We start from the raw sequence: 24,167 nt of genomic DNA, 5'->3' as shown, positions 1-24,167 counted from the left end.
TTTTTAAGAAAATAAAAACCAGTCATTTTACCTCTTCCCGTTAATTCTTTCCGCCTTTTTGACCCGGCGCTCCTTCATTTTATTCACTACTTCTTTCCGGCTTTTCTCCGGGCTCTGCATCGGGATAATTCCCAATCCTATCGTTTCCCTCATTCCTACAAAAACACTCTTCCACAACAGGTTAAAAAACGAGGCGCCGGGAGGCCGCTCAAAATGGATCTTAGCTGTTCTTAAATCACCGTTTTTAGACGGATTTTCATCTTTAATAATCAAAGTATTCGCTAAGAAAGAAAGTAAACCCTTTTTCTGAACAGGCTTTCCGTTTTCCCCTTCTTTCAGTAATTTAACTTTCAACTGATTATAATAGAGCTGCATAGTCCCGTCAGATCCCTTTTCGTTTGCGTGAACATCAAAATCTATCTTTTGTATCTGCCCAGTCTCAATTTCTACCATTCCCAATGGCTGAGCAAGCGGATTTAACTTCACCATATCCAGTTTTCCGATATGGCCCTTAAAAGAAAAAGTGCCGTTTTTTGCCAGCAAATTAAACTTAATCACGATATTTAACTGTGCTGCCTTAATCATCAGCGCATTTACATCGGCCACGGCAAAATGATTCCTTGCCAGTGAAGAGGAATCATTGGTTACATTCAGTACTTGACCAGTCAACTGGTCTATGTTCACTGTTCCACGTTGCTGCGACATCGGATTATACTCCGTATAAGCAACGCTGACCTTATTCAATTTTAAGGTATCAATCGTAACTGGTATAGGTAACCGCTGCAAGGCCATATGCGGAAAATTATTTCCCTTATTTGCTGAACCTGGCGGCATTTCCCTATTCATAAAGACCTTAGCTATGGTCTGCCCTATTTTCAGACTCTTTGCATGAATCACCCGGTCTAAGTTAAATTTTACGAAATCAATGCCTGTAAAAGCAACTTCGCCAAAGACCAGGTCATAACGATCTTTTTGAACTTTCAGTTTCCTGCTGAAAGCCAGGTCAGGATACATGGGGATCATTTTAAATCCTTTGATCCGGATGGTCTGACCAGTTGCAGATCCCGTTATCGTATCTACTTTCATTGTATAAAGCTTATCTTTCGTTAAAGAATGATAGCCCGCCAGTTCAAATGATACATCTTTTGCATAATAAAACCTGGTTGTATCTTTTTCAGTAGCAGCATCCAGCTTAAAATCCCTGATCTGTACATTCAAATGCTTTACGGAGTTCAGTAAACGTCCATCTGCCCCGTTGATATAATCAAAATCTGCATCTGCAATCTTAATTCCCCCAATATGAACAGTCGCAAGTGTTTTTGAAATCAGCTCATAAAGACTCCGTTTGTCTTTAACCGTATCCGGCTTTTTATCAACTTTATTATAAATCATATTAATCGAAGGATTCTCCAGAATAATATCATTCATCTTTATCTTTTTATGAAGCCAGACTTCAAGGATACCGATATGACGCAGTCTGAGGCGTGCGAGCTTCACCTGGAATAAGTGTGTTGGTGCATTCCCCAATTTCTTTCTTGCATTAAAAACGGCAGTATCAGGAGCCAGTAAAATACTGTCAACAGTTACACTTCCGGCAAGCAGGTTCAGATGGATATCCTTAAAATCAATTTTATACAGATCGGCTGAACCTTTTGAAACTACCTCTTTAATTTTTTTAGTCAGGACAGGTTTCCATTGCATACTGAAATAAAGTGACGCACAACCAACACTAACAATCAGGACTAAAAGCACTCCAGCGAGCCATTTCCATATTTTCTTTTTCCCTGATGTATGGTCTGTCATATTTATGTATTTAACTAATATTACAGATAATGCCTTATAATGTTTTTGATATTTGAAACGTTGAATGTCAGTATAGCGTCTAAAAGGGTTAGATATACAGCTTAACCAGATTTTTAAATGCTGCCAATTTGTCATTTACAAATTAAATTTAGTATTTTTGTCCCTTTAAGAATGTTACTCATTTATGATCGATTTACAGCTAACAGACAAAACACATGATGAAGGGCGCCAGGGTGAAGCTCTGATTGTTGATGCCCCAAAACTGCTTAATGCGAGGAAGCTTTATATTGAAAGTTATGGTTGCCAGATGAACTTCGCTGATAGTGAAATTGTTGCCTCTATCCTGTTAGATCAGGGTTTTGAGACGACAGGTAATTATCAGGAAGCAGATGCAATCTTTATCAATACCTGCTCGATCAGGGAAAATGCAGAACAACGTGTCCGTAACCGGTTATCACAGTTCGGTATAGAAAAACGTAAAAACCCTAAACTGATTGTGGGGGTTTTAGGCTGTATGGCAGAACGTTTGAAATCTAAATTCCTTGAAGAAGAGAAATTGGTGGATCTGGTTGTCGGACCTGATGCTTACCGCGATTTACCACAACTGATAGAACAGGTGGGTGATGGTCAGAAAGCAATTAATGTTTTGCTATCCAGAGAAGAGACTTATGCAGATATCAGCCCGGTTCGTTTAAACGGAAACGGAATTACTGCTTTTATTTCCATTATGCGTGGTTGTGATAATATGTGTTCTTTCTGCGTAGTTCCTTTTACCAGGGGCCGGGAACGCAGCCGCGATCCGCATTCTATTCTTGCTGAAGCGCAGGATTTACATGACCGCGGTTACAAAGAAGTGACCTTACTTGGACAGAATGTTGATTCTTACAAGTGGAAAGGTACAGCAGAAGCAGAAGATGGTGCCGAGATCATGGTCAACTTTGCCCAGTTACTGGAAAAAGTAGCACTGATCAGCCCAGAATTACGTGTTCGTTTCTCGACTTCTCATCCAAAAGATATTACAGACGAAGTATTACATACCATTCAGAAATATGATAACATCTGTAACAATATCCACTTGCCGGTACAATCGGGAAGCAGCAGGGTATTGGACCTGATGAACCGTACTTATACCCGCGAATGGTATATCAACCGGATCGATGCGATCAGAAATATTATTCCTGATTGTGCAATCTCTACAGATATCATTGCTGGTTTCTGTACAGAAACGGAAGAAGAACATCAGGAAACCTTATCCATGATGGATTATGTGGGTTATGATTTTGCTTTCTGTTTCAGTTATTCTGAAAGACCAGGAACAATGGCTGCAAGAAAACTGGAAGATGATATTCCGGAAGATGTTAAAAAACGCCGTTTACAGGAAATCTTATTGAAACAACAGACTACTTCTCATTACAGGTTACAGAAATCTGTAGGAAAAACAGTCCGGATTTTAGTAGAAGGGTTCTCTAAGAAGTCTGACAAGGACCTTTGCGGAAGAAATGACCAGAATGCAATGATCGTATTCCCGGCAGTAGAAAATGTGAAACCAGGGCAATACGTAAATGTCATTATTGAGCGTTGTACATCAGCGACTTTACTGGGCAGAATTACCGCTTAACAAATATACTCCAGTGAGCATTTAAATATAATTATTTTGGACGTACAAGATATTAAAAACCGATTTGGGATTATTGGTGGTTCTCCACTTTTAAACCGTGCTATAGATATTGCCAGGCAGGTAGCGCCAACGGATATGTCAGTATTAATTACTGGGGAAAGTGGTAGTGGAAAAGAAGTATTTTCACACATTATCCACCAGATGAGCACCCGTAAACACGGTGCTTTTATTGCCGTAAACTGTGGTGCCATTCCCGAAGGCACAATAGATTCAGAATTATTCGGACACGAGAAAGGCTCTTTTACTGGTGCTCATGAAGCCCGTAAAGGGTATTTTGAAGTAGCAAACGGAGGAACTATCTTTTTGGATGAGGTTGCAGAATTACCTTTAGGTACGCAGGCCCGTTTATTAAGAATACTGGAAAGCGGAGAATACCTGCGTGTAGGTTCTTCTAAAGTACAGAAGACTGACGTCCGTATTATTGCAGCAACAAACGTAGATGTGTATAACAGGGTAAAATCTGGTAAGTTCCGTGAGGATTTATATTACCGTTTAAATACTGTGCCGCTGCGTATTCCTGCTTTACACGAAAGAAAAGAAGACATATTCCTGCTGTTCAGAAAGTTTTCTGCTGATTTCAGCGATAAATACCGCAGCCCCGGTATCCATTTAGAACCGGATGCGATACAAATGCTGAGCAATTACAGCTGGCCGGGAAACGTCAGACAGCTTAAAAACATTGCCGAACAAATTTGTGTCCTTGAAAAAGACCGGAATGTAACTGCTGGTGCTTTGTTGAATTATATTCCGAATGAAGGAGGCAGCAATTTGCCAATGGCACTGAATAACGGAAGTAATAAAGAAGATTTTTCTGAAAGAGATATCCTGTATAAAGTTCTTTTCGACATGAAAAAGGACATGATGGATTTGAAGAAACTGGTTGCCGAGATTATTCAGAGTGGCGGAAATACTTCACATATCATGGAGGAAAACCCGCATTATATCAATCAGCTTTACCAGGAAGTAGATCAGACTGTGAGCAATGATTCTACTTTCATGATTAAAAAATCTCCGCAGAATACACCTGTAGACTATAACTACACACATGACGCGGAAGAAGTAGAAGAATCCCTATCCTTGATTGACAAGGAATCTGATCTGATCAAGAAGGCCCTGAAAAAACATAAAGGCAAGCGTAAGTTCGCAGCCCAGGAACTGGGGATTTCAGAACGCACGCTGTATAGAAAAATCAAGGAACTCAATTTAAATTAGGTCATGAAAAGAATCTGTTTATTGTTATTGCTTCCGCTGGCAACCTTAGTGAATTCGTGTTCAGTAAAGTTAAACGGAGCTTCTATTCCTGCAGAGATGAAAACGGTAACCGTATCGTATTTTGAAAATAATGCGCCCTTGGTAATCCCGACATTAAGTGCAGATTTTACGGAGGCATTAAAGCTGCGTATCCGGAATCAAACCAGACTTGTGGTTACCCAGAGTAATGCAGATGCTATTTTTGAAGGCAGGATTACGGGTTATGACATCCGCCCTATTGCCCTTCAGAATAACAACGCACCAAGTGCAGGTGGAAACAGGCTGACGATTAAAGTAAGTGTAAAATACACGAACAACCTGAATCCTAAACAAAGTTTTGAAGAATCATTTGAGCGGTTTAAAGATTTTGACATGAGAGGTCAGAGTCTGGAATCTGTTCAGCTCCAATTAAATAAAGATATTAACGCACAGCTTACTGAAGATATATTCAACAGGGCTTTTGCGCAATGGTAAAAGAGCTGAAAAAACCGGTATATTAAATGAATTTCAATTGTTAACTTAGCCTCATAATGCTGGATAAAGATACACAACAACAACTTGCTGAATTAATTGCGGATCCTCAAAAGGCTTCTCCGCAGCATACGGCTATGTTGAGCGATTTGTTGCAGACTTACCCATATTATCAGCCTTTGCATTTATTATTGGCTAAAGCCGATTTACAAAGAGCAAAAAGTACCAATCAACTTGTTCAGGCCTCACTTTATACCAATGGGTCACTTTTACATCAGTTTCTGTTCAAAAAAGAAAATACACCAGTCACCTTTTTAATTGTCAACGGATGTGCCGGGGTGAGAGAAGAGAATGAACAGGAAAGTTTCGATGAACTGGAAGAAGTATTTGAGGAAATTGCTGAGGTTGACCATACCAATTACCGCCCATTCAGGAACTCAGATTCTGATGCTGAAACAGCCGTTACAAATGAGGCTCCCGAACGCAAGAACTCCCTGGAAGATGATTTCGTTTTTGAGAGCATTGCTTCTTCAGACTTCTTTGCCTTTGAACAAAACTTCAGTACAACAGAGGTTGCAGAGCCAAAAAATGAGCAGGTTGCAGCTGCGCCGGTGATTGAAGAACATGAAGCTCAGGCAGCAGCCGAAGTAGAAAATAGCCAGGTTAGTAATTACCACGATGAAAATCTGCCTTACACCTTTTTATGGTGGCTTGCTAAAACCCGTAAAGAGCATCAGAGTATATTTCAGCCTTATGCTTTACCTAAAACAAATAATGCCCAGGAATTACAGCAGCAGTATGTAGAACACATTTTTCATATACAGAGCCACCTGACCGGAAGTGAAGCTTTACTCGGTACCGAAGAGCAGCAAAGACCAGCGACCAAAGATGCGGAGATTATAGAAAGTTTTATTAAAAATGACCCGCAGATCCTGCCCCCTAAACCCGAGCAGATCGATAATGAAAACAAGGCCAAGAAAAGTGCAGAGGATCAGAATGACCTTGTATCTGAAACACTGGCCAATATTTATATCGAGCAAATGCTTTACGACAAGGCGATAGATACTTATGAAAAATTAAGTTTGAAGTTTCCAGAAAAAAGACGTTACTTTGCCGACCTTATCCAATCTATAGAAAAGAAAATTTAACCATTTAACATACTATGCTTTTTTTAATTATTTTATTGATCATTATTTGTGTTGCATTAGGCCTGTTTGTTTTAATACAAAATCCTAAAGGCGGTGGTCTGGCAACAGGCGGATCGGGAAGCAATATGTTCGGTGTACAACGTACAGGTGATGTACTTGAAAAAGGCACCTGGGTTCTTTTAACTTTAGTTGTTGTAATTTCACTGGCAATTACTGCGATTGGAAAAACAGGATCAACCGGAGCTACTGGCGGCGGCGATTCTAAAATTCAACAGCAATTGGATAAAACACCTACACCTTCTCCAATTGGCGGTGGTATTAAACCAGCTACAACTCCTGCTCCGGCAACTACACCTACACCGGAAGCACCAAAAAAATAAGCGCTGTTACAAGAGTGCAGAAGCCCGTCAGAAAATAAATCTGACGGGCTTCTTTCGTTTATCCCTGCCAGTCTGACACAAAAAAAATAGGCGCTTAATCTATTAGCTGACAAGGCTGTGTAAATTTGGCAACCGAAAGCTCCTTGGCATAAAAACTGATGTGTCTTTAGCGTTATTATACAATTTATACGTTAACCTTTAAATTAAAACAATAATTAAGTTATGGCTTTAAACATTAAACCCATTGCAGATAGAGTAGTTGTTGAAGCTGCTCCTGCCGAAGAAAAAACTGCTTCGGGTATTTATATCCCGGATACAGCTAAAGAAAAACCTCAGCAAGGAACAGTAGTTGCAGTTGGCCCGGGTAAATATGCCGAGTTAACAGGAAACTTAGTACCATTGAGCGTTAAAGTTGGTGATGTAGTTTTATATGGCAAATACGGAGGTACTGAAATTACTTTTGAAGGTAAAGAGTATCTTATTATGCGTGAAACTGATCTTTACGCAGTTCTTTAGTTGTTGGTTTAACCCGGCAAATCTCACCAAATATTAAAAAAAAGTTAAAAATGGCAAAGCAAGTAAAATATAACGTAGAAGCCCGTGACGCCCTGAAAAGAGGTGTTGATACTTTGGCTAATGCAGTAAAAGTAACTTTAGGTCCAAAAGGACGTAATGTAATTATTGATAAAAAATTCGGTTCACCAGCAATTACGAAAGATGGTGTTACTGTTGCGAAAGAAATTGAATTAAAAGACCCAATCGAAAACATGGGTGCTCAAATGGTTAAAGAGGTTGCTTCTAAAACTGCTGATATTGCAGGTGACGGAACAACTACTGCAACTGTATTGGCTCAGGCAATCGTTACAGCGGGTATTAAAAACGTTGCTGCTGGTGCAAATCCAATGGATTTGAAACGCGGTATCGATAAAGCGGTTACAGCTATTGTAGCAAACTTAAAAGCTCAGTCTCAAACTGTTGGTGAAGACAATAACAAAATCAAACAGGTTGCATCTATCTCTGCAAACAATGACGAAGTTATTGGTGCATTGATCGCTGAGGCAATGGGTAAAGTAGGTAAAGATGGTGTAATTACTGTTGAAGAAGCAAAAGGTACTGAAACTGAAGTAAAAACAGTAGAAGGTATGCAATTTGACCGTGGTTACTTATCTCCATACTTTGTAACTAATGCTGATAAAATGGAAGCGGAATTAGAAAACGCTTACATTTTGATCTATGACAAAAAGATCAGTAACATGAAAGAATTGTTACCGATTTTAGAGAAACAAGTTCAAACTGGTAAACCATTATTAATCATCGCTGAAGATTTAGATGGTGAAGCTTTAGCTACTTTAGTAGTGAATAAAATCCGTGGTTCTCTGAAAGTTGTTGCTGTTAAAGCTCCAGGTTTTGGTGACCGTAGAAAAGCAATGTTAGAAGATCTTGCTATCTTAACAGGTGGTACTGTAATTTCTGAAGAAAGAGGTTACAAATTAGAAAATGCTGACCTTACTTATTTAGGTACTGCTGAGAAAATCGTTGTAGACAAAGACAATACTACAATTATTAACGGTGCTGGTTCTTCTGAGGACATCAAAGCACGCGTTAACCAGATCAAAGCTCAAATCGAAACTACAACTTCTGATTACGATAAAGAAAAATTACAAGAGCGTTTGGCTAAATTAGCTGGCGGTGTTGCAGTTCTTTACGTAGGTGCAGCTTCTGAAGTAGAGATGAAAGAGAAAAAAGACCGTGTTGATGATGCTTTACATGCAACCCGCGCGGCTGTTGAAGAAGGTATCGTTGCTGGTGGTGGTGTTGCTTTCATCCGTGCTATCGAAGCTTTAGAAGGAATGAAAGGATCTAACGAAGACGAGACTACTGGTATCGCAATCGTTAAACGTGCTATCGAAGAGCCATTACGTCAAATCTGCCAGAATGCAGGTATTGAAGGTTCTATCGTAGTTCAAAAAGTTAAAGAAGGTAAAGGTGATTTCGGTTACAATGCCCGTACTGATGTTTATGAAAACTTAATCAGTGCAGGTGTTATCGATCCAACTAAAGTTGGTCGTGTAGCTTTAGAAAACGCAGCTTCTATCGCAGCGATGTTGTTAACAACTGAGTGTGTATTAGCTGATGATCCTGATGATAATGCAGCAGGTTCTGCTATGCCTCCTATGGGTGGCGGTGGAATGGGCGGAATGATGTAAGTAAATTCTGTTAATCGCTGATTAAAACCTCCAGTCTTAAAACTGGAGGTTTTTTTATACTTTAGAAATTTCAACTCGTTGTAAGGCAGGTGTTTGGAAAAATAGATTCTATTTTCTAAATTGATATACCGATACAATATGAGGAAAATTCTAACTGTCTTTTTCGCTCTCTTCCTTAGTATTATATCCTTTCATTCCAACGCTCAGCTTACCCTTGGAATGGTGGATGGAGGACCTTATACGCCCGGATCAACCATCAGCGCCACTTTCAATATCGGCGAAAGCAACTGTATCAAGATTGGTAACACGTTTAGCCTGGTCTTAGTTAACTCCGCAGGTAACGAATTTACACTAGGAAATTACAATGGGTTTTACTCCACTTTTGTCAACGGAAAAATACCACCGGGTACACCAGCTGGCGCAGGTTATAAAGTAAGGGTTAAATCTACAAACCCCGCGTTGAGTACTGATCTGTCAGCTCCTTTTGAAATTAAGGCCGGAACACCGGTCACAGCTGCGCTGAGCAGTGTCGCATCCACCATAAGTACAAACCCGCTGACCTTTGGCTCCTGTAACAGCGCAGCGGATACAGAATTCAATTTTACCAATGAATCTACGACCGATGCGGTCACTGCTACAATTAATAATGAATTAAATCCAGGAACTCCGGTCGTACTTACCTATTCTGCTGCAACGAAACTGAACAGCTTTACAGCAGATCTGGCACACTATACAATTTTTGTGAAAGCCACCTCTCCAGATGGAACGGTAGGTACGCAAGCCTATTTTCTGATCAACAATCTTGCGATCACTGCATTTTCGACAACAAGCGGTAATACGGTCTGTTATCCGGTCGGTTCTTTTGAGTATGGTGTAGAAGTGAATAAACTGACTGGTATCGCAGCCAATTTCCCGGGTAATACTTATAAAATAGACTGGGGAGACAGGAAATCAGACGAGTATACCATTTGTGATATCAAAGCAAACAATAATAAGGTACAGCATACATTCACTGAATCCTCGTGCGGGTTTACTTATACTACTGGTAATAAAACCAATTATAATGCCTTTGGAATCAATGTCCAGGTTTCAAGTCCGTATTGTGGTGCTATTGGGACAGGTATCTCTACGACGGCAAGAGTCGTTTCCAGACCGATCAACAAGTTTGAAGCACCTTCTGTGGTCTGCGTGGGCGACCGTGTTTTACTGACCAACCAATCTACTGCCGGACAAAACCCAAATGAGAATTCAACGGGCTGTAATGATAATCTGGTGCTTTATACGTGGTATGTGGATGGAGTCAGAGTGTTGACAGATGTTACTTTTGCCACTCCGCCACCGAGCCCTGTTTTTACGACAAAAGGTACACATGTGATCCGGATGACTTCAAAGAGCAACGGCAATTGCCAGGCAGAAGATGCAGAAAAAAATATCTGTGTACAGGATCCGCCAAAACCGAACTTTACTCTTGAAAACAACCTGATCTGTTTAACTCCTGGAACGCTAATCCCAGTTAATACTACTGTTCTGGACAATACTTGTCCTAATGCCGGCCCTGTTTATACCTGGGCAATCACTCCGGTAACAGGGGTTACTTTTGATGCGCATACCGCAACTCCGAAATTTAAGTTTACGCAGACCGGAGTATATGATATAACGTTAGCTGTTCAGTCCGGCACCTGCACAGTGACCAGTGCCCCGCAGAAAATTGTAGTCAATACACAGCCGCAAGCAACTTTATCCCCAGATATTACCTTGTGTGCTACTGGAAATTACACTTTTAATCCTACCGCTGGCCCTACGCAAACCACGCTGAATGGCACAGCAGAAGAAATCAGTGGAACCTATACCTGGACAGTGACCAGCACGGGTAATTACACATTTGTATCACCCGATGGCCCGAATACTAAATACCCAACGCTGAATTTTGCCGATTACGCTGCTTATACGGTAACGCTGACACATACCAACAATTGCGGGACCATAACAAAAATGCAGAAAATCACACTTTCAAAATCACCAAAACCTGAAATAACTGCCGCTGCTAACCCGGCTTGTTATAATGCAGCGATCAGTTTGACCGGGACTATCACTGACCGTAATCCAAATACGACCTTTACATGGGTAGGTGGTGGAGGTGTTTTTTCCGCACTTGATAATCTAATTACTACTTATACGCCCACTGCTGCTGAACGCAATGCCGGAGTTGCAACTGTTATATTAAGAGTCCAAACCGGTCTTCCTGCTCCTTGCGCAAGCGTTGAAGCAAATCTTTCGATACAGATTTACCCTAACAATACAGGCACAAATACGACGCAGAATATTTGTTCGGGTCAGGCAGCCTTTCATACGCCTGTATCCAGCGTAACAGGCAGTAGTTTCACGTGGACAGCTGCTAATGCCGATGGAATGGCTACGGGGTTTTCACCATCGGGTTCTGGCCCGATTAATCAGGTCATCAGGAATACAAATGCAACCACCAATGCCGTAGTCATCTATACGATTACACCTAAAAGCAATGGATGTGATGGTATTCCCTATACTTTCACCGTAACGATTACGCCAATACCAGTGGTCACAGCTACTGTAGCTCAACCCGTAATCTGTGGAAATGAAGCCGCCGGAATTACATTGAGTTCCACCATAACGAATACTCAATATACCTGGACAAGTACTGCTACTGGTATTACCGGAAATACAAATCAAGCCACTCCAGCTGCTGTTACTGCTATCCAGGATATTTTAGTGAACAGTGGTGCTGTGCAAGGCATTGTGACTTATACCATCACTCCGGTTTCTACTACCGGCTGCCAGGGAACACCAGTTACTATTGCTGTCAAAGTTGATGCAGCAATTACTATTGCCAATGCCGGGCCTGCACAAATCTTATGCGCCAAAACAGTGACATCAATGGCTGGGAATACACCTAAAACCGGAGAAACGGGGCAATGGTCTGCGGTTTCCGGAACACTGGTGATTGCCGATCCGTCAAATCCGCAAACACAGGTTACCGGGCTTACTCCAGGCCAGGCTTATGTATTAAAATGGACAATCAAAGGCGCTGCAAACTGTAACCCAACAACGGCTGAGGTAACAATTACCAACCTCCCTGCTGTCAGCAATACGATTAGCAGCAGTAGCGCTGAGGTATGTTATGGACAAACGATTGACATCACAGGTGATACGCCAACCGGAGGAAACGGGACTTACACTTACCTCTGGGAAAGCAGCGCCGACAATGGAGTTACATGGAATGTGATTAGCGGACAAACCTCAAAAGACCTGAATTTCAAACTTTTATCTACTTTAAGTTTCCGCAGAACAGTAACCAGTGGCCCCTGCCCTATGCTGAGTAATGTGATTCAGATAATTGCCCAGCCTCCAATCAGCAATAACACCATCACTGCTGATCAAACAATCTGTACAGGCCTAATTCCCGCAGCTTTGACTGGCAGTACGCCCACCGGATCTGACGGTCATTTTAATTATCAGTGGCAATCCAGTCCGGATAATACGGTTTGGATGGACATTAGCGCAGCTGTATTTTCAGGCTATATACCACAAGCGTTAACTGCCACTACTTTTTACAGACGTGTGGTGAGTACACAAGCTTGTAACGGAGCTTTACAGAGTATCAGCCCTTCCGTAAAAATTACAGTCAAACCCAATGCGAAAGCTGAATATACTTTTACCGCAGATAACGGCTGTATTCCTTTTGTTTTAAATATAACAGCCATTACTTATCCCGATCGCAATGCTACCTACACCTGGTATGCTGACGATTTACAAATTGGAACTGGCAGCAATTTCCCGGGTTATACGATGAAACTCAGCAATAGTACGGTCGTGATTAAGCTGGTGGTGACCAGCAGCCTTGGCTGTACGCAAGATGAATTCAGCCATACTTTTAGTACGATTGAGAATGTCGTCCCTGCTTTTACACAAAGTGCCAAAGAAGGTTGCGGCCCGCTGAAAGTCAATTTCATCAATACCTCTACCTCTTTGACCAACGCAACTTTCTTCTGGGATTTTGGGAATGGCGTAACTACCACGCAGGTTATGCCCGGGCAAGTTACTTTCCAGCCAGATCCGCTGGGTAAGGATACCACTTATAAAGTTGCACTGACTGCCACAACTTCTTGTGGAAAGGTAACGGTAGTTTCTGGTGTATTTGTAAAGGCCAGACCAATTTCTTTATTCTCTCCTGATAAAACTGCAGGCTGTTCTCCAATGAAGGTAATCTTCAGCAATACTTCTCCCGGGGGAACCAATACTTATTACTTTGATTTCGGTGACGGCACCTTATTAACCAAGAATGACAAATCACCTGTAGAACATACTTACACTAGCGGAGCTGTCAAAGATTACGTGGTCAAAATGGTTGCGCAGAATGAGTGCGGACGAGAAGAAACCTCTTATATAATCCGGGTATCTCCGAATACTATTTTACCAGAATTAGTAGTAAATGCGGATGAAAAAGAAGGTTGTGCACCTTTGAAGGTTAATTTTTACAACAATAGTAAAGGGGCAAGCAGCTTTCAATATGATTTTGGAGATGGAACTACTTTGATCACCCGGTCTGCACCCGAAGTAGTGACACATACTTTTAAAACCTCAGGGACTTTTACCGTGAAGCTGACAGCCTCAAACGGATGTTCGGACACCACAACAACTGAAATCATCAAAGTGCTTCCTCAGCCAGCTATAGCCTTTACAGGTGATGTACTATCCGGTTGTCCGGGACTGGTTGTGCAGTTTAAAAATACCAGCAATGGCGGAGTCAGTTATTTATGGGACTTTGGCGATGGAACTACTTCCGCCGAATTTGAACCAAAACACACTTTTGATGGCAGTAAAGAATTTTACACAGTTACTTTAACAGCAACCAATACTTTAGGTTGTTCGAATGTTTCGGCATTGACTGATTATATCCATATCGTACCGGCTCCTGTTGTGCAGTTTAACGTCTCTCCTTCTACGGTCATTAGTATTCCGGATTACACGTTCAGGTTTGAAGATCAGAGTACAGGAAGTCCTGCAGTTTGGCTCTGGGACTTTGGAGATAAACAGACTTCTATCCTTAAAAATCCTGTGCATACTTATCTGGATACCGGAACCTACATCGTTACGCTGAGAGTTACCAATCAGCAAGGTTGTTTTGCTACCACTTTCAAGAAAGTTTCTATCAATGGTGTACCGGGTTATTTATTTCTGCCCAACTCGTTTATCCCCGGCAGTGAGACGCCTGAACTCCGGATTTATAAAGCGAAGGGATCAGGAATTAAGAACTGGCGGATGAGCATTTTTAATAAATGGGGACAGGACTTATGGGAAACGACCAAGCTTGATGAAAACCGGCCCGCCGAAGGATGGGACGGATCATTCCATGGAAGCCCGGTCCCACAAGGCGTATATTTTTGGAAGATTGACGTAGAGTTCATCAACGGCACCGAGTGGAAAGGGATGACTTATGATTCTTCAGCACCGAAAAGAACAGGAATTATCCACTTGATTAGATAATGGAATATGAAACTGAGATCAACCTACATTTTGCTGCTATGCTTGTTTGCCAGATCAATTGCTGCGTTGGCTCAGGATCATATTTACTCCCAGTTTTTTAACGCACCATTATATCTTAATCCTTCCCTGACCGGGCAGTTTGAAGGTGATTTCAGGATGAATATGATTTACCGGAACCAGTGGACTGGATTGAATGGTACACTTTCTTATATTAACGCATCTGCCGATTTGAATATCCCACGTTTTGGTGGCGGAGTTGGTTTACAATTTAACCGCAGCTCTGAAGGGACAGCCTTTCTGGTGAAAAACAATGTGGCAGCGACTTATTCTTATAGCGTAGGTACAGATGATTTCGTATTGTCCTTCGGCATCCAGGCTGGGTTCACCATCAGGCAGATCGATTGGAATAAACTAGTATTTTCCGATCAGATTGACAACCGGCTCGGTTATATTCCAGGAAGCATCAGCGCTGCACAGCCACCCAGCCAGGCCAGTAAATTTTTCTTTGATCCTGCGGCAGGAGTCAACCTGGTTTACGGAAATTTCATGACTGGTGTTGCCGCTCACCATATTAACCAGCCGGACGAGTCTTTCAGCGGCGCACAGGCAAAACTGCCAATGCGGCTTACTGGTTATGCCAGTTACAGAATCGCGCTTACCCAGAATTATACCTATGGCGTAGATGAAGCATCTTATGTGATTCCTTCAGTCGTGTATTACAAACAGGGAAATGTGTCTTCGATGAGTGCCGGGGCACAATTTAAACATAAAGGGCTTAACTCAGGTCTGTGGTACCGCACCGCTGGTGAAGGCGGCCCGGACGCGATCGTAGTTTCTCTGATCTTCGATATTTTTACCGGACGCGAAAACGGGGAGAAATTAAGAGTAGGGATCAGCCATGATGCGACCACTTCAAAAATAAACTATACCAATACCAATGGGACAACAGAAGCTAGTGTTGGTTATCAAAAGTATTTCCCTAATAGTTCCAGCTTTAATAAATTCAATGGCTTAAGGTGTTATGACTTCTATTAAAACCTTCCACTATGGTGCGTTCTTTCCTTATCTTTAAAAAGATTAAAACTTTTACGCGAATTTCATCTTTTTGATACCATGGAAGAATTTATTGAAGGCAACCATTTTTTAACCCAAAGCGAGGTATATAAATTTTTACTGACCATCTTATTGTGCGGTCTTATTGGTATTGAACGCGAATTAAGAGCCAAACAAGCCGGATTAAAAACCATGATCATGATTGGCCTTGGCTCCACTCTTTTTACTATATTATCTATAAAAATCGGGACGGGAAGTCAGGATCGTATTGCTTCTAATATTGTGACAGGAATTGGCTTTCTTGGTGCGGGTGTAATTTTCAAAGAAGAAAACCGGGTCAGAGGGCTAACAACCGCCTGTGTGATCTGGATTGTAGCCGCAATAGGTATGGCCGTAGGTGCTGGTTATTCGGAACAATCTATTGGTGTAACTATCGTGGTTTTATTAGCCTTGATTTTCTTCCCTTATGTGGAAGAATTCGTACAAAACCGTTCTTCTTCAAGAGAGTATAAAATTGTAAAGCAATATGAGAATGAGGGGTTGGATAGCTATGAGGAACATTTCAAAATCGCAGGTTTGAGGCTAAGCCGTGGCCAGCAGCGCATGTCTGAGGGGATTATCAGCGGAACATGGACTGCGGTAGGTTCACCAAAAAACCACAAGCTATTTGTCGACCATATGTTACAAGATGAAAAAATTCTTGAATTTCAGTTCTAACCTCCTTTAATTCATCTTAAACTATTTAGCTTTGTATCATGCATAGAGAACAAATCTCCGTATTTGATATTTTTAAGATCGGGATAGGCCCGTCGAGTTCACATACCCTTGGCCCCTGGAGGGCTGCCCAGCAGTTTACGGCTTCATTAGCCAGCAAAGACCTATTGAGTGGCGTTGAACAGGTAAAAATATTGCTATATGGATCTCTTGCAAAAACAGGTCATGGTCACGGTACTGACATTGCTATCTTATTGGGAATGATTGGTGCGGATCCGGTGACTTTTGATGTCAATGCAATTGATTCTACAGTTGCAGCGATTAAAGCCGACCAGGAGTTATTATTAGGCGGCAGTCATCAAATCGCTTTTGATTATACGGATGACTTAATATTCCTTTATAAAGAGAGTTTACCTTTTCACCCGAATGCGGTGACTTTCCAGGCCTTTCTGACTAACGGCAGCGCATTTTCCGAAACCTATTATTCTATTGGTGGTGGTTTTGTAGTTAAAGAAGGCGAAACAGGCGGAGATAAAGAGCAGGTGGAGCTTCCCTTCCCTGTTGAAGTTGCAGGCGATTTATTACATTGGTGCTTAACTACTGGCTTAAAAGTTTCTGAAGTCGTGATGGAAAATGAACTGATGTGGCGTACAGAAGCGGAAACCAAAAAAGGCATGCTTCAGCATTTCAGAGTCATGAAAGAATGTACCTTCCGTGGTTGCCATACCGGTGGATTTTTACCCGGAGGATTAAACGTTGGCCGCAGAGCAGCAGCTTTAAATAAAAGGCTGATTGGCGACAGGACTTATACAGATTACGAAAGCTGGATTCAAGCCATCAGAGCTGGTGGAAATAGTTTCAATTATACCTTAGATTGGGTGAGTTGTTTTGCTTTGGCGGTGAATGAAGAAAATGCATCATTCGGCCGTGTAGTCACAGCTCCAACCAATGGTGCTGCTGGTGTAATCCCGGCTGTATTACAATATTATATTGCTTTTTGTGATGGCTTCGGGGAAGACAAGATCACACAATTTATTGCCTGTGCTTCTGAAATCGGAAGTATTTTCAAAAAAGGAGCAACAATATCGGCAGCAATGGGTGGCTGTCAGGCAGAGATCGGCGTTTCTTCTGCCATGGCCGCAGCTGCCTTAACAGAGTGTATGGGCGGTTCTCAGCGACAAGTAATGATGGCTGCAGAAATTGCCATGGAACATCATTTGGGCTTAACCTGCGACCCTATTGGCGGCCTTGTACAAATTCCTTGCATAGAACGGAATACAATGGGTGCAATTAAGGCAATTACTGCAAGTCAGCTGGCTTTGCAGAGTAATCCGGATAAGGCAAAGGTAAGTTTAGGTGCAGTGGTCAACACGATGTGGGAAACTGCATTGGATATGAACTCGAAATATAAAGAAACTTCGGATGGCGGTTTAGCAACCAACATTCCAATCAGCTTACCTGAGTGTTAATTATAGTTATTTAAAAACTTTAATAACGGATGGGCTGAGGTGATCTGCCCATTCTTTATACATTTTTCCTGAAGGGTGCAGTCCGTCGGAGGCCACCAGCGCAATGTCAGTTGCCGCATTTCTGGAACCGGGTGTGATATCTGTATAACTAATCCCTGATTTAAGGCTTTCTTCTTTATTCACAGCATTAAATGCATCTATTTCTTTCGCAATAACTTTCACATTTCTTCCGCTTTGTGCACCATAAGGGGTTGCTCCCCAATCAGGTATAGAAACCACAAATACATGTGCTGCGTTCCCTCCTGCAAAAATAACCGCAGTTTTTAACAGGGCAATAAACTCTTTACGGTAGGCTGCTATTGAATAGCCTCTATACTGATCATTTACACCAATCAGCAAAGTCACGAGATCATATTCCGGCAAAAATGTTTCGCCCTTAATTCCTGCAATCAATTCTCCTGCAGTCCACCCGGTTGTGGCAACAATTTTAGGGGCCGAGAAATGAAGTGACTGCTTGTTCAGATTCTCTCTCAGTTGATAAGGAAAACTTTCCGCCTGCTTTACCGCCTCTCCAATGGTATAAGAATCTCCCATTGCGAGATAAGTCAGCTGATCTGTGGGTGGATCAATTTGAGGTATATCAGTTTTATTCATGCCGTTTGTTGAGCTTTTCCCACATCCTAAAATGAAAACCATCAGGATAGCTATTGTCGTTAACTTCATTTTAAAATTTACGAAAGACGCCTCGGGTCAGATGTTGAAGGTAATAATTTATAGGTATTGTTAGTGAATATGCGGTGCAAAAATCTTAAAAAGATAACTGATCGTAATGATTGACCCTGTTAGCATAAACAGCACATTAACGAGCATTTTACTTTTCGGGCCCCAGAAGTAATTGGCCGTAAGACTAATCACAATGGTCAGAAGTATAGGAACAGTAGCCGGATACAAATGGAAACTCTGCCCGAAATCACCTTTGAGCAAGGCTAGAAAAGAGCGCTGGAATCCGCAGCCGGGACAATCATATCCTGTCAGATATTTAAAGGGGCATGGCAGCATATAATTACCCGCTTTCTCCAATAAAAGAGAGAAAGCGGATAAAAGAAATATTTTAGGCATTGAAATTAAGCCTCTGGTGTTGCAGGAGGTGTTGGTGGGTTCGGCGCCGCTGGTGGTGTAGTTGGTGTAGTTGGTGGCGTAGCCGGAGGTTGATTAAAAGGATTGTTTGCACCAAAAGGATTATTCCCATTGAATGGGTTATTTGCACCAAATTGATTGTTAGGACCAAATCCGTTTGCTTCTTTAGCTGATGGGCCCAGATATCTTGCATCTGTAAGACCAAGCAGCGGGAAAAATATAAATGGAAGCAAGATCAAACCAATCGTAAAGCCTTCAGATTTACCGAAGCTTTTAGACAATAGGTTCAATGCCCAGATACCAAAGATGATGTTAGTACATGGCAGCAGCATCCATAAGATCCAGATTGGTGGCTTTCCTATAATTTCAAGCAAAACAATAATGTTATAAATAGGAACAATTGCTGCCCATCCTGGTTTTCCTGCTTTTTCGAAAACTCTCCACATGGAGTAGACTACCAGGACAAGAATAGCGAGATAAGTAAATCCTCCAAAAAGGCCTACTCCTGTAGACATCGGTGAAGATGAAGCGTTATAATCCATAATTTATTTAATTTTTATCCCGGTAAGATAAGAAAAAAATAAATAAATGTTTTACCAAAGTCTGACAAATAACAAAGAATTAATAGAGTTCCATGTGGAACAACTTGGCGATATGCATTTTAAGCACAGATTTCACCTCAGCTAAATTTAATTCGTGACCAAGCTCTCTTTGCATCGAGGTTACATCCTTATCATCTATCCCACAAGGAATTATATTTTTAAAATAATCCAGATCTGCATTTACGTTAAAAGCAAAACCATGCATGGTCACCCAACGGCTGCAACGCACACCCAGTGCACAAATTTTTCTTGCTTTTTCATTGTCCGCATCCAGCCATACCCCTGTAAATCCGGGGTACCTGCCAGCAGTAATCCCATAATCTGCTAAGGTCAGAATAACTGCCTCTTCCAATGTTCTGAGGTATAAATGGATATCAGTAAAGAAATTATCCAGATCCAGAATCGGATAACCTACAATCTGACCTGGCCCATGATACGTGATATCACCGCCACGATTCGTTTTATAGTAGGTTGCATTTTTCGCCTTCAGCCCTTCTTCGTCCAGTAAAAGATATTCAGCGTGTCCGCTTTTTCCTAAAGTATAAACATGAGGGTGCTCACAAAACACCAGAAAATTTGGCGTCTCTACAGTAGTCTCTTCTATACGGTTATTTGTTTTAACGGCAATCGTATCTTTAAAAATAACTTCTTGATTGTCCCAGGCTTCCTGATAATCCAAAAGCCCCCAATCAACAAATTTTACTTTTTTATTCATCTCTTAAAATTAAGCCACCACGTATCCCAGCATGTAATTATCTGCGGTCTTGAAGTAATTTGCGGTCACAGTTCTTGTGCCCTCAGGTAAATCAACTATAACGATCAATTCCCCTTCTTCCTGGAGTTCGAAAGGTTGTATATGTATATCTCTTTTAAATTCCAGTCCTTTTTTACCATACCATTTGTAAACGGCCTCTTTGATACACCAGCAAACATAAAGTGCGTCTGTATCATCTTTGACATGTAACAATTCTGGCGGAGAGAGAAATTTATGTTTAATCCGGTGAATCTTTTGTTCTATTCTTTCTATATCTACACCAACACCTTTTTCTTTTCCGATCATGACCGCTGCATAATCAAAAGAATGACTCAGTGAAATGGTTGAAGCAGAGTTAACCAGGTATGGCTTTCCATGCGAATCTATCCGGCAGTCAATATAGTCTGCTGTGTTCAGCATCTTCCTTAAAAGCAAACGTGTACTTAACCAGTGCAACAGGCGTTTACCGTTGTTTAAGGTCGCGAGAAAATCGAGTTCATGCGCCTTTAATTGCAGGCCGGAAATCAGCTCTTCTTCGCTTTCCTGGATTTTCCATACGGCTAGTATGGTGTGATCATCAATATCTTTATTATAGATTACAGGCATCGTATTTAAAAAATCAATGCAAAAGTATCTTAAATTAATCATAATTTCGCCCAAAGACTTTACAAATGATACTTTCCGATAAGCGTATTCTAGAAGAGATTGACAGAGGGACAATAATTATTGAGCCCTTTAATTCAGATTGTCTGGGCACAAATTCCTATGATGTTCATCTTGGAAAATACCTGGCTACTTATACTGACAGAGTGCTTGATGCCAAAGCACACAATAAAATTCAGCATTTTGAGATTCCAAAAGATGGGTTTGTTTTACAACCCGGAACTTTATACCTGGGGGTAACCCTTGAATATACGGAGACCCATGCACATGTTCCTTTCCTGGAAGGAAAATCAAGTACCGGCCGTTTAGGAATTGATATCCATGCGACTGCCGGAAAAGGTGATGTAGGTTTCTGCAATACCTGGACACTGGAAATTTCTTGTGCACAGCCAGTAAGGATTTATGCAGGGATGCCAATTGGCCAGCTAATCTATTTTGCTGTGGAGGGTGATATTGAAACGCTATACAACGCGAAGGATGATGCGAAATATAGTAACAAGACTACCAAGCCAGTAGAAAGTATGATGTGGAAGAACACGTTTTAGAAACTGTTTAAACTTCGCATTAATAATATAGCATTTGAGCCTCAATATTCATATATTGAGGCTCTATTTTTTTACTATATTATGAAATCCAAATATCTCTATGCTTGCCTTTTCCTGCTGGTTTGCGCTTTCTCTTTTGCATTCAGAATAGCAGATGATCCCTTCGAAACACTCCTGAAAAAACTTGCTGATTATACGCAGGAAAATCCACAGGAAAAAGTCCATTTACATCTGGACAAGCCTTATTATGCCATTGGTGATAATATCTGGTTTAAAGCCTATGTGACAGATAACAGTACGGACCAGCTTTCCAAAATCAGCCAGGTTTTATATGTAGAGCTGATCAGTGAAAGTGACTCAGTAAAGCGTCAGCTTAAATTACAGCTGGTTTCTGGCCTGACCTGGGGGGATTTTAAATTAACAGATACTTTACCAGAAGGAAATTACAGGATCAGAGCTTATACGCAGTGGATGAGAAATGCAGGTCCGGATTTCTTTTTCGATAAAACGATAAAGATTGGAAATGCCTGGGCGAACAAGGTGCTGACCGACACCAAATACTCCTACAGTAAAAAAGATAATGAAGACCATGTGAATGCAGTTATCAAATTCACAGACAAAAAAGGTGCGCCTTATGGAGAGGTCCCTGTGGCTTATACGGTAAGGTTAAGAGATAAAAATATGGACCGCGGAAAAGCAATGACTAATGCACAGGGAGAGCTATCACTTTCTTTCAGCAGCAAACAAGCTGAGGTGCTGACATCCGGAAGGATCACCGCTACACTTACGCTGGCCAATAAAGAGAAGATCGTTAAAACTATTCCAATAAAGGCAGTTTCGGATGCGGTTGCTGTTCAGCTATTTCCTGAAAGCGGAAATCTTGTAGAAGACCTTCCTTCGAGAATTGGGATCAAAGCAGTTGGATCTTCCGGTCTTGGAGAGGATGTTTCAGGTATGGTGGTCGATAATGAAGGAACAGAGGTTCTTCCCTTCAAAACCACCTACCAGGGTATGGGGAGTTTCATCTTGAATCCGCAGCCGGGAAAAACTTATACAGCAAAAATTAAATTGAAGAATGGCGCTGTTCAGCAAATACCATTCCCTAAAGTGCTGACTTCGGGTTATGTACTCGCCGTTAATAATGCAGACAGCAGCAAAGTAGGTGTAAAGTTACTGGTTAGTCAGTCGCTTCTGAATACAGGTGAAATGAAATTGGTGATTCAGCGTAACAATACGGTAATTGCAGTATTGAAAGCAAATACATTAAAGCAAATTAATGCGCTTTCTCTGAATAAGAAGGAACTTCCGTCGGGCGTCCTTCATTTTACTTTATTTTCTCCTGAAAATATTCCTGTTGCTGAAAGATTGATTTTCATTAACAATCCAGCCGATCAAATAGATCTTAATGTACTGAATTTAAAAAAATCATATAAGGTCAGAGAAAATGTACCGCTTGAATTTTCGGCCACAGATGAAGGAAAACCTACTTATGGTAGTTTTTCTGTAGCCGTAACTAATGCCAGTATTGTAGAACCTGATGCTGACAATGAAAGTAATATCATGACTTCTTTATTGCTGAGTTCAGACTTGAAGGGATACATTGAAAAGCCTAATCAATATTTTCGTGACCACAGTGCAGAGACAAGGGCGCATTTAGACGAGCTGATGCTGACCCAGGGATGGAGCAGGTTATTGTGGAAAGATGTAATTGGTAATACAGTTGTTAAACCTGTTTTTGCAGCCGAAAAATCTTTAAAGGTAAGTGGTATTGTGACTACACCGGGCGGGAAACCAATCGCAAAAGGAAAGGTTACCCTATTTTCCAATACAGGAGGGTTCTTCATGCTGGATACTTTAACAGATGCCAATGGTCATTTTAATTTTGATGACCTGAGGTTTGGTGATAGTACAAAGTTTGTTGTTCAGGCCAGAAATGCGAAGGACAAAAAATTCGTAGAAATCAAAATAGACCAGGTTCCCGGACAGCTCGTTACACCGAATAAGAACACAGGTGATATTGAGATCAATGTCAATGAGGCTATACAAAGTTATATCATCAAAAGTGAGAGCTATTTTGATGACCTGACTAAACGCGGATTACTGGAAAGAAGTTATACACTTGATCAGGTAAATATTGTAAAGCAGAAATTAAAGGCACAGAATTCTGCAAATCTGAACGGCGCTGGTCATGCAGATGCAATCCTCAAAGCCTCAGATCTGGCTTATTGTACTACGCTGGCGCAATGTCTGCAAGGCCGCATTGCCGGGTTAACTATCCAGGGTTCACAGGCCTACTTAGCCCGGAACAATGGGGTGCCGATGCAAATTATTCTGGACGGAACAAATGTGACCCCAGATTTCCTGGATAACATACAGCCTCAGGATGTAGAAACCATAGAAGTGTTGAAAAGTGGTGCTAATACTGCTATTTACGGATCGAGAGGTTTCGGAGGCATTTTAATCATCACCACTAAAAGAGGTGGCAATACTGGCTATGCTACTTATGCGCCAGGAATTGTCAATATTACAGCTTCGGGTTATTATGCAGTACGTGAATTTTACTCGCCGAAATATAATACTTCACAAAATATCAGGGCAGCAGATAAGAGAACTACTGTTTACTGGAATCCCAATCTGGCTACCAATGAAGCAGGAACAGGTAAATTTAATTTCTACAATACAGACGAATCCGGTACTTATAGAGTTGTTATAGAAGGAATGAACCTGGATGGCCGCATGGCTAGAAAAGTATATACTTACGAAGTAAAATAA

The 24,167-nt window shown here is 41.3% G+C and carries 19 protein-coding genes; 13 read left to right on the top strand and 6 right to left on the bottom strand.

Annotation, left to right across the window (positions count from 1 at the left end; translation table 11 throughout):
- Positions 1–27 precede the first annotated feature (27 nt).
- Entirely contained in the window at positions 28–1,803 is a 1,776-nt protein-coding gene (locus tag ABIB30_RS05980) for an AsmA family protein (RefSeq protein WP_354300181.1), read from the bottom strand.
- A 184-nt stretch (positions 1,804–1,987) separates the two neighbouring features.
- Between ABIB30_RS05980 and miaB the strand changes: the two genes are divergently transcribed.
- The 11 genes from miaB (at position 1,988) to ABIB30_RS05925 (ending at position 17,694) form a co-directional block, all read left to right on the top strand.
- Complete coding sequence (gene miaB, locus ABIB30_RS05975; RefSeq protein WP_354300179.1) at positions 1,988–3,421, top strand: tRNA (N6-isopentenyl adenosine(37)-C2)-methylthiotransferase MiaB; 1,434 nt, start codon at positions 1,988–1,990, stop codon at positions 3,419–3,421.
- Positions 3,422–3,457: 36 nt separating this feature from the next.
- Positions 3,458–4,693 (top strand): sigma-54 interaction domain-containing protein, encoded by a 1,236-nt coding sequence (locus ABIB30_RS05970; RefSeq protein ID WP_354300176.1) that lies wholly within the window; start codon positions 3,458–3,460, stop codon positions 4,691–4,693.
- Between the two features lie 3 nt (positions 4,694–4,696).
- Positions 4,697–5,206, top strand: a complete 510-nt coding sequence (locus ABIB30_RS05965) for an LptE family protein (protein ID WP_354300174.1) — start codon at positions 4,697–4,699, stop codon at positions 5,204–5,206.
- Between the two features lie 56 nt (positions 5,207–5,262).
- Positions 5,263–6,351 carry a DUF8458 domain-containing protein gene (locus tag ABIB30_RS05960; RefSeq protein ID WP_354300172.1) on the top strand — a complete coding sequence of 363 codons (1,089 nt, stop codon included), beginning with the start codon at positions 5,263–5,265 and terminating at the stop codon, positions 6,349–6,351.
- A gap of 14 nt (positions 6,352–6,365) precedes the next feature.
- Positions 6,366–6,731, top strand: coding sequence for a preprotein translocase subunit SecG (gene secG / locus ABIB30_RS05955; RefSeq protein ID WP_354300170.1), 366 nt, complete (start codon positions 6,366–6,368; stop codon positions 6,729–6,731).
- A gap of 222 nt (positions 6,732–6,953) precedes the next feature.
- Positions 6,954–7,247, top strand: coding sequence for a co-chaperone GroES (gene groES / locus ABIB30_RS05950; RefSeq protein ID WP_041878207.1), 294 nt, complete (start codon positions 6,954–6,956; stop codon positions 7,245–7,247).
- A 50-nt stretch (positions 7,248–7,297) separates the two neighbouring features.
- Positions 7,298–8,938 (top strand): chaperonin GroEL, encoded by a 1,641-nt coding sequence (gene groL / locus ABIB30_RS05945; RefSeq protein ID WP_068404075.1) that lies wholly within the window; start codon positions 7,298–7,300, stop codon positions 8,936–8,938.
- 138 nt (positions 8,939–9,076) lie between these two features.
- Positions 9,077–14,458 (top strand): PKD domain-containing protein, encoded by a 5,382-nt coding sequence (locus ABIB30_RS05940; protein ID WP_354300165.1) that lies wholly within the window; start codon positions 9,077–9,079, stop codon positions 14,456–14,458.
- A gap of 6 nt (positions 14,459–14,464) precedes the next feature.
- Entirely contained in the window at positions 14,465–15,493 is a 1,029-nt protein-coding gene (locus ABIB30_RS05935; RefSeq protein ID WP_354300163.1) for a PorP/SprF family type IX secretion system membrane protein, read from the top strand.
- 78 nt (positions 15,494–15,571) lie between these two features.
- A complete protein-coding gene (locus tag ABIB30_RS05930; RefSeq protein WP_354300161.1) occupies positions 15,572–16,228 on the top strand; it encodes an MgtC/SapB family protein in 657 nt (218 codons plus the stop codon).
- A 38-nt stretch (positions 16,229–16,266) separates the two neighbouring features.
- Positions 16,267–17,694 (top strand): L-serine ammonia-lyase, encoded by a 1,428-nt coding sequence (locus ABIB30_RS05925; protein WP_354300159.1) that lies wholly within the window; start codon positions 16,267–16,269, stop codon positions 17,692–17,694.
- A gap of 6 nt (positions 17,695–17,700) precedes the next feature.
- Here ABIB30_RS05925 and ABIB30_RS05920 read toward each other — a convergent pair whose 3' ends face one another.
- From ABIB30_RS05920 to ABIB30_RS05900, 5 genes are all read right to left on the bottom strand, one after another.
- Complete coding sequence (locus ABIB30_RS05920; protein WP_354300157.1) at positions 17,701–18,417, bottom strand: SGNH/GDSL hydrolase family protein; 717 nt, start codon at positions 18,415–18,417, stop codon at positions 17,701–17,703.
- 60 nt (positions 18,418–18,477) lie between these two features.
- The gene (locus ABIB30_RS05915) at positions 18,478–18,813 is read right to left on the bottom strand and encodes a DUF2752 domain-containing protein (protein ID WP_354300155.1); all 336 of its coding nucleotides are present in this window, start codon (positions 18,811–18,813) and stop codon (positions 18,478–18,480) included.
- Positions 18,814–18,818: 5 nt separating this feature from the next.
- Positions 18,819–19,373, bottom strand: a complete 555-nt coding sequence (locus ABIB30_RS05910; protein ID WP_354300153.1) for a DUF5684 domain-containing protein — start codon at positions 19,371–19,373, stop codon at positions 18,819–18,821.
- A gap of 79 nt (positions 19,374–19,452) precedes the next feature.
- Entirely contained in the window at positions 19,453–20,148 is a 696-nt protein-coding gene (gene lipB / locus ABIB30_RS05905) for a lipoyl(octanoyl) transferase LipB (protein ID WP_354300151.1), read from the bottom strand.
- 9 nt (positions 20,149–20,157) lie between these two features.
- A complete protein-coding gene (locus tag ABIB30_RS05900) occupies positions 20,158–20,793 on the bottom strand; it encodes a 4'-phosphopantetheinyl transferase family protein (protein ID WP_354300149.1) in 636 nt (211 codons plus the stop codon).
- A gap of 65 nt (positions 20,794–20,858) precedes the next feature.
- Here ABIB30_RS05900 and dcd point away from each other — a divergent pair, with 65 nt between their 5' ends.
- Together dcd and ABIB30_RS05890 are read left to right on the top strand one after the other, a co-directional pair.
- Positions 20,859–21,395 (top strand): dCTP deaminase, encoded by a 537-nt coding sequence (dcd, locus tag ABIB30_RS05895; protein ID WP_354300147.1) that lies wholly within the window; start codon positions 20,859–20,861, stop codon positions 21,393–21,395.
- 81 nt (positions 21,396–21,476) lie between these two features.
- Positions 21,477–24,167: a carboxypeptidase-like regulatory domain-containing protein gene (locus tag ABIB30_RS05890; RefSeq protein ID WP_354300144.1), complete on the top strand. Its 2,691-nt coding sequence runs from the start codon at positions 21,477–21,479 to the stop codon at positions 24,165–24,167.

The sequence above is a fragment of the Pedobacter sp. UYP1 genome (assembly GCF_040547305.1).
Lineage (GTDB): Bacteria > Bacteroidota > Bacteroidia > Sphingobacteriales > Sphingobacteriaceae > Pedobacter.
The sequence above is the reverse complement of the archived record's forward strand: the minus strand, read 5'-3'. Positions and strand labels throughout refer to the sequence as shown.

Coding starts and splice junctions, on each gene's coding strand:
- groES (WP_041878207.1), top strand. CDS start 6,954: ATGGCTTTAAACATTAAACCCATTGCAGATAGAGTAGTTGTTGAAGCT.
- ABIB30_RS05930 (WP_354300161.1), top strand. CDS start 15,572: ATGGAAGAATTTATTGAAGGCAACCATTTTTTAACCCAAAGCGAGGTA.
- ABIB30_RS05890 (WP_354300144.1), top strand. CDS start 21,477: ATGAAATCCAAATATCTCTATGCTTGCCTTTTCCTGCTGGTTTGCGCT.
- secG (WP_354300170.1), top strand. CDS start 6,366: ATGCTTTTTTTAATTATTTTATTGATCATTATTTGTGTTGCATTAGGC.
- ABIB30_RS05900 (WP_354300149.1), bottom strand. CDS start 20,793: ATGCCTGTAATCTATAATAAAGATATTGATGATCACACCATACTAGCC.
- ABIB30_RS05980 (WP_354300181.1), bottom strand. CDS start 1,803: ATGACAGACCATACATCAGGGAAAAAGAAAATATGGAAATGGCTCGCT.
- miaB (WP_354300179.1), top strand. CDS start 1,988: ATGATCGATTTACAGCTAACAGACAAAACACATGATGAAGGGCGCCAG.
- ABIB30_RS05940 (WP_354300165.1), top strand. CDS start 9,077: ATGAGGAAAATTCTAACTGTCTTTTTCGCTCTCTTCCTTAGTATTATA.
- ABIB30_RS05960 (WP_354300172.1), top strand. CDS start 5,263: ATGCTGGATAAAGATACACAACAACAACTTGCTGAATTAATTGCGGAT.
- lipB (WP_354300151.1), bottom strand. CDS start 20,148: ATGAATAAAAAAGTAAAATTTGTTGATTGGGGGCTTTTGGATTATCAG.
- dcd (WP_354300147.1), top strand. CDS start 20,859: ATGATACTTTCCGATAAGCGTATTCTAGAAGAGATTGACAGAGGGACA.
- ABIB30_RS05925 (WP_354300159.1), top strand. CDS start 16,267: ATGCATAGAGAACAAATCTCCGTATTTGATATTTTTAAGATCGGGATA.
- ABIB30_RS05910 (WP_354300153.1), bottom strand. CDS start 19,373: ATGGATTATAACGCTTCATCTTCACCGATGTCTACAGGAGTAGGCCTT.
- ABIB30_RS05965 (WP_354300174.1), top strand. CDS start 4,697: ATGAAAAGAATCTGTTTATTGTTATTGCTTCCGCTGGCAACCTTAGTG.
- groL (WP_068404075.1), top strand. CDS start 7,298: ATGGCAAAGCAAGTAAAATATAACGTAGAAGCCCGTGACGCCCTGAAA.
- ABIB30_RS05935 (WP_354300163.1), top strand. CDS start 14,465: ATGAAACTGAGATCAACCTACATTTTGCTGCTATGCTTGTTTGCCAGA.
- ABIB30_RS05915 (WP_354300155.1), bottom strand. CDS start 18,813: ATGCCTAAAATATTTCTTTTATCCGCTTTCTCTCTTTTATTGGAGAAA.
- ABIB30_RS05920 (WP_354300157.1), bottom strand. CDS start 18,417: ATGAAGTTAACGACAATAGCTATCCTGATGGTTTTCATTTTAGGATGT.